This is a genomic window from Pseudomonas putida (genome assembly GCF_026625125.1).
Taxonomy (GTDB): Bacteria; Pseudomonadota; Gammaproteobacteria; order Pseudomonadales; family Pseudomonadaceae; genus Aquipseudomonas; species Aquipseudomonas putida_X.
Genome location: NZ_CP113097.1, coordinates 983,244 through 996,316 on the forward strand (window position 1 = coordinate 983,244; position 13,073 = coordinate 996,316).

Genomic DNA, 13,073 nt, shown 5'->3' on the forward strand with positions numbered 1-13,073 from the left:
GGTCTGGGCTTCCTTAATCGATCATTTCGGTCTGGCGTTCGACCGGGTCGATCAGCACGGCCTTCTGCTGGCGCACCAGCAGGTCGAGGATTTCGTCCTGGCGCTCACCGAGGATGCCGTTGAGGCTGATGCCGCTGGCCTTGCGCGGGGCGAGCATGGAGACTTTGTACAGCTCCACCGAGAGCGGTGAGTCGATCGAAAGAGGCCCTGAGCCATTGGCCGCCAGCTCACCGCCGACCACGATCAGGGACACCTTGGTGTCGAACGGGTCGAGGGCGATGTCACGGTCGGTATCGGACAAGTCCTTGATGTGCCCGTAGACACCCACCAGGCCATTGGCCACGGCGACGTTTTCATACAGGCGGATGTTCACGCTGTTACGCACGCGGATGCCGTGGCGACGGTTGTTGATCAGCTTGTTGCCCCAGATCAGGTTGTCGCCGCTCTCGTACAACGTGATGCCATCGGTGTGGTTGCGGTAGATCTCGTTGTAGGCGATCAGGTTGTTGACGCTGTTACGGTCGATCACCACGCCCGAGAGCTTGTTGTCGTAGCTCTTGTTGTTGATGATCCAGCTGTCATTGACCTCACGCGATACGATGATCCCGTGCTTTTTCTTGGTGCCATACACTGTGTTGCCGGCGATGATCAGGCGGTGCGAGCGGTCGTGCGGGTCGATGCCGTAGACGATGTTGTCGCGGTAGGTGCTGTCCTTGACCACGAAGTCCTGGGTCTCGTAGCAGTAGAACCCGTACCACATGTCGCTGAATTCCGAGCCGATGATCCAGCCGGTGGGCTCCGGGCGGCCCATGCGCTTGGCCATGTTCGGGGTGTACTGCGAGATGCTCACACCGTACGACTTGGACTTGGCATAGCCAAAGCTGGCCATCTTGGTGTTGACGATGTACGTCTCGGTGCCGCCCCACGACAGCAGGAACGGGCGGAATTCCTTGGGCGAGCGGAAGGTCGCCGGACCGTTGTCCTTCTCGCGCCAGCCAGTGACCTGGGTGTCGCTGACAAACAGTTTGCCGTCATTGACCAGGAATGCGCCGCCCTCCTGGGACAGGCGCAGTTGCTTGACCTTGCCGTCGATCTCAAGGATGCCCTTGTGCCCAACCACGATCGGTAGGCGCGCCAGGTAAACCCCTGGCTCGACTTCGCTGAGGTACTGTTTGGGCACCTTCTTGCTCAGCTCGACCAGGTCGACATGGCCATCATCGACAAAGATCGCCTGGGGGATGCCGTGCTGGCGTTGTACCCACTCGGCAGCCTTGTTGTCGCCGCCGATGAATTCCTTGAGCGATTCTTCTTGCAGCATGCGGCGCACGCTGACCTTGCCCTTGTGGCTGCGGTCGATCTTTTTCTGCACGGCGGCGGCGGTGTAACCGCTCAGATCGGGCAGCTTGGGCGGGTCCATGTGCAGCGGCTCGGTCGGGGCGCTGGACACGGTGTAGGTCTTGGCCTGCTGCAGTTCCTTGGCAATCACCGCAGGTTCTGCGGCGACGGCCAGGCCTGTGGCCAGCAGCAAAGCGCTGGCCAGAAGGCTGTGACGTATGTGCGGGTGAAGGTTCATTGCAGGTCCTCTACCGGCCTCAGAAGCGCCAGATCACGTCGACGAAGGCGCGGTGCATGTAAGAATCCGCTTCCTTGCCATAGGCATCGCCGGGTTTGAACACACCGGCACGCAGGCGCACCAGCGCGGACGGCTCGTCGATCGCCTGGCTCATCGAAGCGGGCAGCAGGCCCTGCTTGAAGTACTTGGTGACGACCACGTCCATTTCCTGGCCCAGGTCTTTCTCGCCGTTGACCAGCGGGCGGTTCACGCCGTTGTCGTTGACCGCGGCGTTGATGCCGCTGGAGCCGATGTTCTGCGAGCCATCGACACGCCAGAACTTGTGGTAGATGAAGCTGGCGTCGTAGTCCTCGCGCAGTTGCCAGGAGGCGAACAGCGTGGCCGCCTGCAGGTTGCCCAGCTCGCCACGGAAGGCCTCGCCGAAGCGGTGTACGCGCGAGCGGGTACCGGTGAAGTTGGAGCGGTTGCTCTCAAGGCCGGTCTGCTCGAAGTTGTTCGAACCGTCGTCGCCACCGCCGCCGCTGCCGCGGGCATAGGCCGCGCCGACCTGCCAGTTCGGGTCCAGACGCAGGCGGATGCCCAGGTCGGTGGCCCAGGCATTGACGTCGCCGCTCTGCTTGCCGGTGACGACCTGATCGTCACCGACCAGCTGGCTGTTGAGCTTGTCGCGATCACCGGTCAGCCAGGTCAGGCTGCCCCAGTAGTTGACGGTGTGGTCGTTGCGCCAGTTGTAGGCGTCGCTGTTGGCTTCCAGGCCCAGCCAGGTGAGGTCGCCGGTGCGGGTCTTGTCCAGTGCGTCGATGGTTTCGCCCGGGCTTTTCAGGCTGCCACTGTCATGGGTGTGGTGAGCGCGCAGGCCGACCCAGTGGCCCGGTGTCCACTGCGTGGCGACGTTACCGTAGAGGTGCGTACGGTCTTCGTCTTCCGGGGCCAGCTCGGTCAGGTCGGTGCGGTACTCGCTGAAGCGCTGGGCCACACCCAGGTCCGCCTTGAGCAAGGTGGTGTCGAAGGTCCAGTTCAACGCTTCGATGTTGGTGTCGCGCCACATCCCGTCGTCGCTGCGCAGGCGTTGGCGACCCAGGCGCAGTTGCTCGCCGGGGTACGCGGTGAGGCCACTGTAGCCAACCCAGAACTCGCGCATGGCCAGGTAGCTCTTGTCGGGTTGACGGCTGTCGTCACCGGTGTCGGTGGTGGTGCCGTCGTCGTTCTGGCGCAAGGTGTCGGTTTCGATGGTGTCGGTGGCGGCGACGGCCTGGCCCATGGCATAGGCACTCCAGTTGCCGCGCTCGCCATACACCCAAGGGCGCAGGTCCAGGCCCAGGCCGTTGACGTCACCGCCGGAGCGGGTGCCCAGGTCGCGATCGTCTTCCGACTGGCCGGTGATTTTTACATCCAGGCCGAAGTTCTTCTGGGCAGTCATGTCGGCCAGGGTCGGGCAGGACCACAGCAGGGCGAAGCTCAGGCCGATACCGGCTTTCACGAAGGGATTGAGCGTCATAGCGAGTCCTCACCGTCTACTTCTTTTTCGTCGTCTTGCAGGGCCTCGAGGGCCAGGGTGCTGGCGCCGCCTTGGGCCATGCTGCCGCGAGCCTGCCTTTCCTGCGCCAGCAGGCTCTGCGCCTGGCTGCGCTGGTCAGGCGTGAGTTGTTGGTCGAGTTGCTGCAGCAGTTCGGTGGCTTGCGGCGTCGGGTTGGCCTGCGCAAGCTGGGCGAATACCCAGGCGTCGCCCGGTTGAGGGCGAATGCCATGGCCTTCGCTGAACAGCTGGGCAAGGGCGTAGTCGGCACTGTTCTGGCCACCGCGGGCGGCGCTGAGCAGATGGTCGACGGCCTTTTGCGGCTCGACGTTGCCCAGGTAGCCACGGCGATACAGCTGGCCAAGGTAGTAGTGGGCGCTGACTTCGCCGGCCTCGGCAGCGGCCTGCAAGTGGCGTTCGGCCTTTTCGGCATCCGCGGGCAAGGTCTTGCCTTCGTAGTACAGGCGGCCCAGCAGCAGTTCGGCGCGCGGCTGTTCGGCTTCGCGGCCCTTGTCGATGTAGGCCATCAACTGGTCGGTGTCGCCCAGTTCCGGGAAGTCGTAGACCAGTTGCGCCAGGCTCACCCAAGAAGCCGGATTGGCCTCAGCGACCTGTTCCAGCAGCGCCTTGGCGGTTTTCTCGTCGGTCTGGCCCAGGCTGCGGTCGGCCAGTACACGGGCAACGCTGTCGACCCGAGTGGCAGGCACCGAACCGCGGGCATAGGCGGATTTGAGCTGGCCGATCAGGGCAGCCTGCTGGTCGGCCTGGCCGCGTTTCTGGTACACGGTGGCCAGTTCTACATAGCAGATGTCGTTGGTGTTCAGCGCAGCCTTGCAGATGTCCTCGACCTCAGCCAGGTGCTGGTTGTAGGTCCCCTGGGTGCGATACAGCAGCACCTGGGCCAGGCCCGCTTCCGGGTTGCCGGCCGCGCGCCACTGGTCGATCTGCTGCTGGGCATTGATGTCGGGGAAGCTCTGCGGGTAGGTCAGGTAGAGCATCGCCAGCGGGATCAGGGTGTTGCCTTGGCCCTGCTTGGCGGCGAGCTTGAGCAGGGTCTGGGCTTCTTCGCGTTCTGCCTGGGTGCTGTCGGGCTTGGCCACCAGCAGGCGGCCGAGGCGTGCCTGGGCGCGTGGCGAAGTGGCCGCCGCAGCGCGATAAGTGGCCTCGGCTTCCTTGAGCTGATCGGGGTCACGGGTAGCGACCTTGATGTCGGCCAGGCCGACTTGTGCCTCGCTGTAGCCCAGGTCCGCCAGCGCCTTGTAGTTACGCTCGGCCAGCGCGGTGTCACCGCGCTTGAGGGCTTCGTTGGCCAGGCGCTGGTCGGGCAGGCCGGCACAGCCTGCCAGGGCGATGGCCGCGGCCAGGGCGCAGAGGCCCAGGCTTGCGCTCTTCTTGTGGGGCATCATGCGTTGATCCTCTTACAGCCCACGGGCCGCGGCTTTGTCGATCAGCCAGTTGAGCGAAGGGCCACGGTCACTGCTGACCGATGCCGGGCGCCCGGCCAGCTCGGCAGGCAGGCCGCCGTCTGGTTTGATCTGCACGCGGATGTCGGAGGCCAGGTTTTCGCTGTTGAGGCTGGTGCTGCTGACGATCTGCCCGGTGCGCACTTCGTTTTCGCCAGCCACCTGGAAGTTGACGCGGGTACCTGGCTTGACTTCATCGAACTGGCGGTAGCTGAAGCGTGCTTCGACCATCGGGTTGCTGGTCCGCGGGATCAGCTGGAAGATCGGCTGGCCTTTGGCGGCGTACTGGCCGTCGTCCACCAGTTGGCGGGCGACCACGCAATCGCAGGGGCTGGTGAGGGTGCCGGAGAGTTGCTTGCCGAACAGTTCTTCGACCTTGGCCGGCTCCAGCTGCGAGTCGTCCAGGTGGCCCTTGAGCATGTCCAGCATGCTGGTGCTGAAACTGGCCAGCGGCGCGCCTTTGACCACCATGCCGCCGGGCTCGACCAGGCTGTTGACGGTGCCGTCGCGCGGCATGGTGATGCTGGTGGTCGGCACCGCGACCACGCCGGCTTCGGCGTGGCTGACGAAGTACATGCCGTACAGCGATTTGGCGACGAAGCCGAAGGCGGCAACACCGACCACAAACACGCCCAGGGTGACGGTCACTGCCTTGAACCGGCCGAAGGCGGACAGGCCAGAGCCGCCGTCCTTCTGTTTGCGCGCCTTGGTGAAGTTGTCGCGCTGCAGGGTGCTGAGCACGTCGCCGACGCTGATCAGCTCACCTGAAAGGTGGCTGGTGATGATGTGGCGCAGGGTGGCGATGTCGCGCGGTTCGAGGTTCTGGAACTGTGCACCGGTGCGGCCGTCGCTCGGGTTGCAGGAGCGCACCTGAAACTCGATGTCCATCGACAGGCCCAGGTTGTCGACCACGAACTGCAAGCGCCCGCGCAGTACCTGGCCGACCTGCAGCGGCTGCTTGGCGAAGAAGCTCAAGCCGCCAGCGGACAGGTCTTCGACCTTGACCTCATGGGTCTGGCGTTCGCCATCGAGGTAGCGCAGCTTGGCTGGGATGCGCACCCGGGCATGCTGGCGCTGGGCTTCGGACTCATGCACGACATTGACGTTCACGGCGGTATTCATGGTGATTTGTTCCTGTTAGTTCCGATCCGGGTTTGGCTCACACGACCATGAACAGCACAGCGACGAAGATGCTGGCAGCCGAGAAGGTCATGGTCCGCGAGGACCAGGTGTTGAACCATTGTTGAAAACTGGCGAGGTCGCGTTTCAGGGCAGTCGGTTGGCGGGTCCAGGACTGCTTGTCGAGGCGGAAGAACACGTAGATCTTCATCATTGCCCCGACGATCTGGTTGTAATAGAGGATCAGCGGATAGGCCGGGCCGACGTTGTGCCCCGAGCACAGCAGCATGATGGTGAGGATCAGGCGGGTGATGCCGATCCACAGCAGGTACACCAGCAGGAAGCCCAGGCCGAACTTGAGGCTGGCGATCACGGCCACGGTCAGGCCCAGGAGGCTGGTCCACATCGACACACGCTGGTCGAACAGCACGATGCTGGTGAACAGCCCCAGGCGGCGCAGGCCCAAGCCCAGCGCGCGGGAGTTCTGGCGCAGGTTGTTGCCGTACCAGCGGTACATCAGTTTGCGGCTGGCCTTGAGGAAGCTTTTCTCCGGCGGGTGTTCGACCGTGTTGATGGCGGCGTCCGGCACGTAGAAGGTGTCGTAGCCAAGGCGCATCAGGCTGAACCAGCTGGACTTGTCGTCACCGGTGAGGAACTTGAAGCGGCCCAGGCGCCAGTGCATCAGCGAGTCGCTTTCGACGTCGGCGATGAACTCGGGGTTGGTCACCACGCTGGCACGGAACATCGACATGCGCCCGGTCATGGTCAGCACGCGCTTGCTCAGTGCCATCGAGCACATGTTGATATGGCGCTGGGCGAAGCGCAGCTTGTGCCACTCGCTCATGATGTAGCCACCGCGCACTTCGCAGAACTCGTTGGTGGTCAGGCCACCCACGTTCGGGTACAGCTTGAACCACGGTACGGTCTTGCGAACCACGCCTTCGGCCAGCACGGTATCGCCGTCGATCACCGCGACAACGGCGTTTTCATCCGGCAGCATGCGCGAGATGGCGCGGAAACCGTACGCCAGGCCATCACGCTTGCCGGTCCCGGCGATGCGCACGATGTCCAGCTTCACGTGGGCGGGCGGGTTGTATTTGGCCCACAGGCTCTTTACCAGCAGTTCATCGGACATTTCCACCAGCGAACAGACCACGGTGGTGGGGAAACCACAATCGATCGCTTCACGGATCACCGAGCTGTACACCTGCGCGGTGGTCAACGCTTCGATGCGGAAACTGGTGACCATCAGGTACACGTGTGACGGGTCGGCTGCAGCGCCCATCTTCTGCACCTTGCGGCGCAGGTAGGGGTACACGCCGTAGAGGAAGATCATGCCGCGGATGAAATGGGTGGCGCCCATGGAGTAGCGCCAGATGCCGACTGCGCCGACCAGGAAGATGAAGTGCTTGGACTGCGAGTCGAAGATGTCGGCCGGCAAGGCCAGGGCGATCAACATGAGCAGGCTCATGTAGAGCAGCCAACCGGCGCACTGCAACAGCACTGTCTGTAGCCTTTGCATGTTCAGCATCCGTTGAGAAATCTGGAAAAAGGGCAGCGCAGGAGGCCTGCGCTGCCGGGCTGCTGGCTTACCAGCAGATGCCTTCGGTGCCGCGGGTAGTGCAGGTTGGCTTGCTCATGAAACCGACCAGGTCGATCACTTGCTTGCCAGCCGGTGCCTGGTCGGCAAGGGCGCGGAACTGCTCGTCACGGTTGCCCAGAACGATGATCTCGGCGTTGTCGATGACCTTCTGGAAGTCGGCGTTGAGCAGCGACGAGACGTGCGGGATCTTCGACTCGATGTACTCCTTGTTCGCGCCGTGAACCCGGGCGTACTCGACGTTCTCGTCGTAGATGTCCAGCTGGTAGCCTTTGCCGATCAGGCGCTCGGCCAACTCCACCAGCGGGCTTTCACGCAGGTCGTCGGTACCGGCCTTGAAGCTCAGGCCCAGCAAGGCGACCTTGCGCTTGTCGTGGGCTTCGATCAGTTCAAAGGCGTTCTGCACCTGGGATTCGTTGCTGCGCATCAGCGAGTCGAGCAGCGGGGCCCGGACGTCGAGGCTGGCGGCACGGTAGGTGAGGGCGCGCACGTCCTTGGGCAGGCACGAGCCGCCGAAGGCGAAGCCAGGGCGCATGTAGTACTGCGACAGGTTCAACACCTTGTCCTGGCAGACCACGTCCATCACGTCGCGGCCATCGACGCCGACGGCCTTGGCGATGTTGCCGATTTCGTTGGCGAAGGTGACCTTGGTGGCGTGCCAGACGTTGCAGGTGTACTTGATCATCTCGGCGACTTCGATCGGCTTGCGGATGACCGGCGCATCGAGTTCTTCATACAGGCTTTGCAGGACGTCGCCGCTGGCGCTGTCCAGTTCACCGATGACAGTCATCGGTGGGTGGTCGTAGTCCTTGATCGCGGTGCTTTCACGCAGGAACTCAGGGTTGACCGCAACGCCGAAGTCGACGCCGGCCTTCTTGCCCGAGCAGTCTTCGAGAATCGGGATGACCACGTTCTTCACAGTGCCTGGCAGCACGGTGCTGCGCACCACGATGGTGTGGCGGCGGGTGGTGTCACGCAGCACGTAACCGATTTCGCGGCAGACCGACTCGATGTATTCCAGGCCCAGGTCGCCATTTTTCTTGCTTGGGGTACCGACGCAGATCATCGACACGTCGCTGGCGCGGATGGCCTCGGCGAAGTCGGTGGTGCCACGCAGGCGGCCATTGGCGATGCCCTGTTGCAGCAGTGCCTCCAGGCCAGGTTCGACGATGGGCGACTTGCCCTGGTTGATCAGGTCGATCTTGGTGCTGGACACGTCCACACCAATCACGTCATGGCCTCGCGCCGTCAGGCAGCCTGCACAGACCGCACCCACATAACCCAAACCAAAGATGCTGATACGCATCGCTATCACCTCATGTGTTTATCATGCCAGCTCCTCCGGGAAGAGCCGGACCGGGTTGATTAACAACAGTTTTAGGGCGCACGGATCCCATGGCGAATGCACACTTCACCGAGCGCAGGCATGAACAAATCCGGAGCGCACAAAGTTATGCACTCAAAGTTGGCAGTCAAAGGCCAGTAATTAATAGGCGTGCCCTGAAATGCAGCCGTCTTTATTGCAATGCGCTACTTGGCGCGTTGCTGTGCTTGTTTTTTCAATTGGAAAAATCCTTTGAAATCAACCACTAGGACGATTTTAAGGGGCGCGTCTCTCCTGCTGGGCAGGGCCTACGGGAGTACCCGTGGCGTTTGTTAAAAGTTTCAGAGCCGCTGTTGGTTCGCGACTGCTAGTCCTCTGTAAGTCATCTCTCACACCGCACAGGCATGAAATTCGTTACGGCACTATGAGCTATGCGTCGCAGAAGAAGTTCCTGGGTGGGTTTCGCCCCGATGAAAGATTTCTAAATAATTCTTCAGTAGCGAATAGTTTCAAACTGATAGCACGCTTCGGAAGCACCCCTGTATATAAAGGGCGAAAACCGGGTACGATATTTTTGTGCCAGCATGGGAAAATTTTTTTCAAAATTCGTCAAAAAAGTACGAGCGGGCTTATGACGGTTGGCGATAACGGCTTATTCGTCCGTTTTTTGACGCTGGTTTGTTGGCGTGATGGTTTTGTGATTCATGCCTCAGGGTGGTGCGGGATCACATTCAGAAATACTCAAAGCCATGCAAAAGCTAAGGTTTTGCCCCAGCGGGTCGTTAACACCCTTGGACGCACCTTTCAGGCGCTGTCCATGAACGACGGAGCGTCTTGGGCAGCCTGGGGCCACTGGCCATCAGGGGCGTCTCATCCTTAATCACATGGAAGAGACGAGATCACGCTTATGAAAAAGACATCGCAGATTGTGCTTGCCATCGTTTCGCTGCTTGCTGCCGGCCTGGTGCAGGCGGGGCCGCCCGTAGAAGTGACCATCAAAAACCTCGGTGCTCAGCCCGCGGTCATGAAACTGGTGACCTCAAATGAGACCAGTACCTATCAGATCGCCAACCCTAAACCCTCCAATACGATTTCAGCCTCATCTTCCACCTTCATGCGCGTGCAGCGGTTGGTAAGCCCGGACGTAAATGGTGCGATGGTGCGCTACACCATCGGCAGCAAGACGTGCGCTTTTGGCACCACTTTTCAGATGCGCATGCTACCGGGTGGAATAAAACAGCCCCAGTGGACCAAAACCGCAACGCCAAGTGGCGGGGCAACGTGCACGGCGAATATTACGAGTACCTCCGCTGACTTCTCATGGAAAGTCGAATTCACGATGAGGTGAGTGGCGTTCCAGTCTGCCTCTCAAAGTCTGTACTTTGCCGGTATGCGCCGGCGAAGTGTAGTTGGAGTATTTGTGCGAAAGGCGGGTGCTGCATCAGCACCAGGAGTTATGTATATGGATGGCGTCAGTGGTCGTGGGGTATATAAAAGCCAAGTTGGCACGGCTCTAACTGTCAGGCGTGTAGAGGAATCTGGCCTTGTAGACGCGCAGAAAATAGACAGCGAAACGGGCAATGGCGAAGAAAAAATCTCGAGTCTGGCTAAACAGTTGAGTGCTGCTGCCGAGCGTGCGGCGTTGCGTGATAGCCAGCTCTCCCGTAGTGAGCTGGCAGACCTTGCAGCCAGCATTCTTGATAGGTTGGCAGGGCTGTCATATTCTTTGGCGAAAGACTTTTATGATTCACAGCTACCGGATTCGGATAATGATGAGTTACTGGCGCGTGCGCGCCAAGCCAATGATTTTGCAAGTGGCAAAGGTAGCAACCCATTCAAGGGTTTTAGTCGCGAGCAGCTAAGCCTGATCATTTACGACGAAAGCGGGGCTTTCACGGTGAGTGAGCGACGCGCTGCAATGTTCGAAAAAACAGACCAGCATAACCAGTGGGCACAATCAATAAGCGGCAAGATGAATGCTGAGTATCAGCGAACGGGCCGAATTGATGAAGGGTTGCATGAGATTCTGGACTTTTATAATGCTCTACCGCCCATTGAAGTCGCCGAATATGGAAACTATGAGGCCGATATCATGATGCAGTTGTCGCAGCATGAAGTGCCGCAGCCGGAGTTTGATACTTCGTTGATCGACATGTTGGCAAAGGAGTGGAAATCTGCACGAAGCGATCAAGCGAAAGCACTCGACTCGCAGAGCGACGCTGCTTTTCAGGGTGAGAATGGGGGGGCCAAGGCATGAACCCGATAGTTTGCGTGAACGGTATCGCGCGCATTCAGGGCTGCCAACCAGTGCTGCAAGATGTCTCTTTGTCTATCCCCCGCGGCCAGACCTGCGCCATCATCGGCCCTTCCGGCTCGGGCAAAAGTACCTTGCTCAACCTGATCGGCCTGCTCGACCAGCCTTGCCGTGGCCAGATAGTGCTGGCTGGCCGGGACATGACCGCAGCCACCGCCGACCAGCGGGCAATCATGCGTAATCGCCTGCTGGGCTTCATCTTCCAGAGCTTCAACCTGCTGCCGCGCCTGACTGCGCTGGACAACGTCGCTTTGCCATTGAGTTACCGGGGCATCGGGCGGGTAGCGGCACGCCTGGCGGCGCAGCAGCAACTGGAGGAAGTCGGGCTAGGTCAGCGGGCGCAGCTTCTGCCAGCCGACTTGTCCGGTGGCCAGCGGCAACGGGTCGCCATCGCCCGGGCGCTGGTGACAGAGCCTGCGGTGCTGCTGGCCGATGAGCCGACCGGTAATCTCGATGGCGCCACGGCCGAGGGTATTGCAGCGCTGTTGCTGGCACTCAATCGTGAGCGGGGCGTGACCTTGCTGATGGTCACCCACGACCCTGCCATGGCGCAGCGCATGGAGCGTTGCATCGAGGTGCGCCATGGCGGGGCCTTTGATGCCTGAGGCCTAAGGCCCTTCGTGGCCACAGCGTTTGAGCGAGGCGTTGGCCAGCTTGCGGCAGGCAGGCCCCCGTGCCTGGCTGACGCTTATCGGCATCGCGGTGGGCTGCGCGGCGCTGGTGGCCTTGCTCAATATCGGCCACAGCGCCACGCAACATGCTCGGCAGCTGTATCGAGGCATGGGCAGTGATCTGCTGGTCGCCAACCTACAATGCCCTGCTGAAGTTGTTCCGCCGGTGGCCCTGGACCTGTCTGCATTGCCAGCGTCCATTCGCGCGGCTGCGCCTTTGCTGGTTTCTGTGGCCACAGTGCAATTGGCGAGCAAGCGCCATGAGACGCTGGTCGCTGCAAGCACGCTGCAACTGGCGCAGGTACTGGACTTGCAAGCCAGTCAGGGCCGCTTGTTGTCCGCCTACGACGATGACACCACTCACGTGTTGCTGGGGGCCACGCTGGCCCGGCAACTGGGTGCACGCGTGGGCGACCGACTGCAGTCCGGCCGCTACCTGTTCGAGGTGGTTGGCGTGCTTGCGCATCGGGGCTACAACCCGATGCTGCCAATACAGGTCGACGATGCGCTGTTGATGCCATTGCCGCGCATGCGCCGCCTGGGCGCTGTGCCGGAGGTGGGGACGGTGCTTGCACGCGGCCATGCTGTCGCCGTGTTGCCGGACACGGCACAACCGCTGACTGATTATCTGGCTTCGCGACTACCTGGGTACGAGGTCGATGTGCAGCTGCCACAGCAGTTGCTCGAAGGGATGGCCAACCAGTCACGGATGCTCACGTGGGTGCTCGCCGGCTTTGCAGGTATTGCATTGCTGTTGGGTGGGGTTGGGGTGATGAATGTGATGCTGATGAGCGTAGCGCAGCGCCGTCGCGAGATCAGCGTGCGCATGGCGCTGGGGGCACGCACCCGCGATATTGCCTGGTTGTTCCTGCTCGAAGCGCTGTTGCTGGCAGGGGGCGGAGCGTTGCTCGGCACGCTGGTGGGACTGGCCGCCAGTTGGGGCTTTGCCTTGCTGTCAGGCTGGCGCTATGCGCTGGATGCGTCATCGATAGGGCTGGGCATGGGCAGCGCGTTGTCGCTCGGCCTGTTCTTTGGCTTGCAACCGGCGCTGGCTGCGGCACACCTGCAACCTGTATTGGCATTGCGCGATGACTAGGTGGCCTGTGTTTCTGTGCCTGGCGCTGCTGGGCGGAGCCGTACTGGCGGCAGATGCCCTGCAGCCGTCTCGTGCGGGCCAGGCCTTTGCGGTGTCGGCCACTGCATGGGCGGCCAGCGGGGAGGCCGAGGTATCGCTGGAGCTAGCCGATGCGGTTGCCTTGGCCCTGCGGGACAACCGCGCCATCCGCAGTGCTTACCTTGAGCGCATCGCGCAGAAATTCGACCTGCGCGTGGCGCGTGATCACTATGCCCCACAGCTCTCATTCAAGGCGCGTACCTTTGGCAATCGCAACAGTGATGTCAGGTGGATGAGGCGGGGCAGGCTTACGTGGTTTACCGGGCTAGGGGTGATCGGCAGGGGCGCAAGGTGCCGGTTACCGCTGGTAGGGCGGTAG

Annotated in this window: 11 protein-coding genes; 5 read left to right on the forward strand and 6 right to left on the reverse strand. The window is 61.6% G+C overall.

Going from position 1 to position 13,073, the window contains the following annotated elements; translation table 11 throughout:
* Nucleotides 1-13: 13 nt before the first annotated feature.
* The 6 genes from algG to OSW16_RS04545 all read right to left on the reverse strand — a co-directional run bounded on the left by algG (nucleotide 14) and on the right by OSW16_RS04545 (nucleotide 8,577).
* Nucleotides 14-1,573, reverse strand: coding sequence for a mannuronan 5-epimerase AlgG (algG, locus tag OSW16_RS04520; RefSeq protein ID WP_241806614.1), 1,560 nt, complete (start codon nucleotides 1,571-1,573; stop codon nucleotides 14-16).
* A gap of 19 nt (nucleotides 1,574-1,592) precedes the next feature.
* Nucleotides 1,593-3,071, reverse strand: coding sequence for an alginate export family protein (locus tag OSW16_RS04525; RefSeq protein ID WP_267821073.1), 1,479 nt, complete (start codon nucleotides 3,069-3,071; stop codon nucleotides 1,593-1,595).
* Nucleotides 3,068-4,495, reverse strand: a complete 1,428-nt coding sequence (gene algK, locus OSW16_RS04530) for an alginate biosynthesis TPR repeat lipoprotein AlgK (protein ID WP_267821076.1) — start codon at nucleotides 4,493-4,495, stop codon at nucleotides 3,068-3,070. Before algK ends, OSW16_RS04525 begins: the two co-directional genes overlap by 4 nt.
* Before the next feature lie 12 nt (nucleotides 4,496-4,507).
* Nucleotides 4,508-5,674, reverse strand: a complete 1,167-nt coding sequence (locus OSW16_RS04535; protein WP_267821078.1) for a PilZ domain-containing protein — start codon at nucleotides 5,672-5,674, stop codon at nucleotides 4,508-4,510.
* Between the two features lie 37 nt (nucleotides 5,675-5,711).
* Nucleotides 5,712-7,193 (reverse strand): glycosyltransferase family 2 protein, encoded by a 1,482-nt coding sequence (locus OSW16_RS04540; RefSeq protein WP_267821080.1) that lies wholly within the window; start codon nucleotides 7,191-7,193, stop codon nucleotides 5,712-5,714.
* Between the two features lie 67 nt (nucleotides 7,194-7,260).
* The gene (locus tag OSW16_RS04545; RefSeq protein ID WP_241806619.1) at nucleotides 7,261-8,577 is read right to left on the reverse strand and encodes a nucleotide sugar dehydrogenase; all 1,317 of its coding nucleotides are present in this window, start codon (nucleotides 8,575-8,577) and stop codon (nucleotides 7,261-7,263) included.
* 925 nt (nucleotides 8,578-9,502) lie between these two features.
* On the opposite strand from OSW16_RS04545, the gene OSW16_RS04550 reads away from it, so the two are divergent.
* The 5 genes from OSW16_RS04550 to OSW16_RS04570 all read left to right on the forward strand — a co-directional run bounded on the left by OSW16_RS04550 (nucleotide 9,503) and on the right by OSW16_RS04570 (nucleotide 13,073).
* A complete protein-coding gene (locus OSW16_RS04550; protein WP_267821082.1) occupies nucleotides 9,503-9,943 on the forward strand; it encodes a hypothetical protein in 441 nt (146 codons plus the stop codon).
* A gap of 114 nt (nucleotides 9,944-10,057) precedes the next feature.
* A complete protein-coding gene (locus tag OSW16_RS04555) occupies nucleotides 10,058-10,852 on the forward strand; it encodes a hypothetical protein (RefSeq protein ID WP_267821084.1) in 795 nt (264 codons plus the stop codon).
* The gene (locus tag OSW16_RS04560; protein ID WP_267821087.1) at nucleotides 10,849-11,514 is read left to right on the forward strand and encodes an ABC transporter ATP-binding protein; all 666 of its coding nucleotides are present in this window, start codon (nucleotides 10,849-10,851) and stop codon (nucleotides 11,512-11,514) included. The genes OSW16_RS04555 and OSW16_RS04560 overlap by 4 nt, the downstream gene beginning before the upstream one ends.
* Before the next feature lie 28 nt (nucleotides 11,515-11,542).
* Nucleotides 11,543-12,676, forward strand: coding sequence for an ABC transporter permease (locus OSW16_RS04565; protein ID WP_267821089.1), 1,134 nt, complete (start codon nucleotides 11,543-11,545; stop codon nucleotides 12,674-12,676).
* Complete coding sequence (locus OSW16_RS04570) at nucleotides 12,669-13,073, forward strand: hypothetical protein (RefSeq protein WP_418942030.1); 405 nt, start codon at nucleotides 12,669-12,671, stop codon at nucleotides 13,071-13,073. The genes OSW16_RS04565 and OSW16_RS04570 overlap by 8 nt, the downstream gene beginning before the upstream one ends.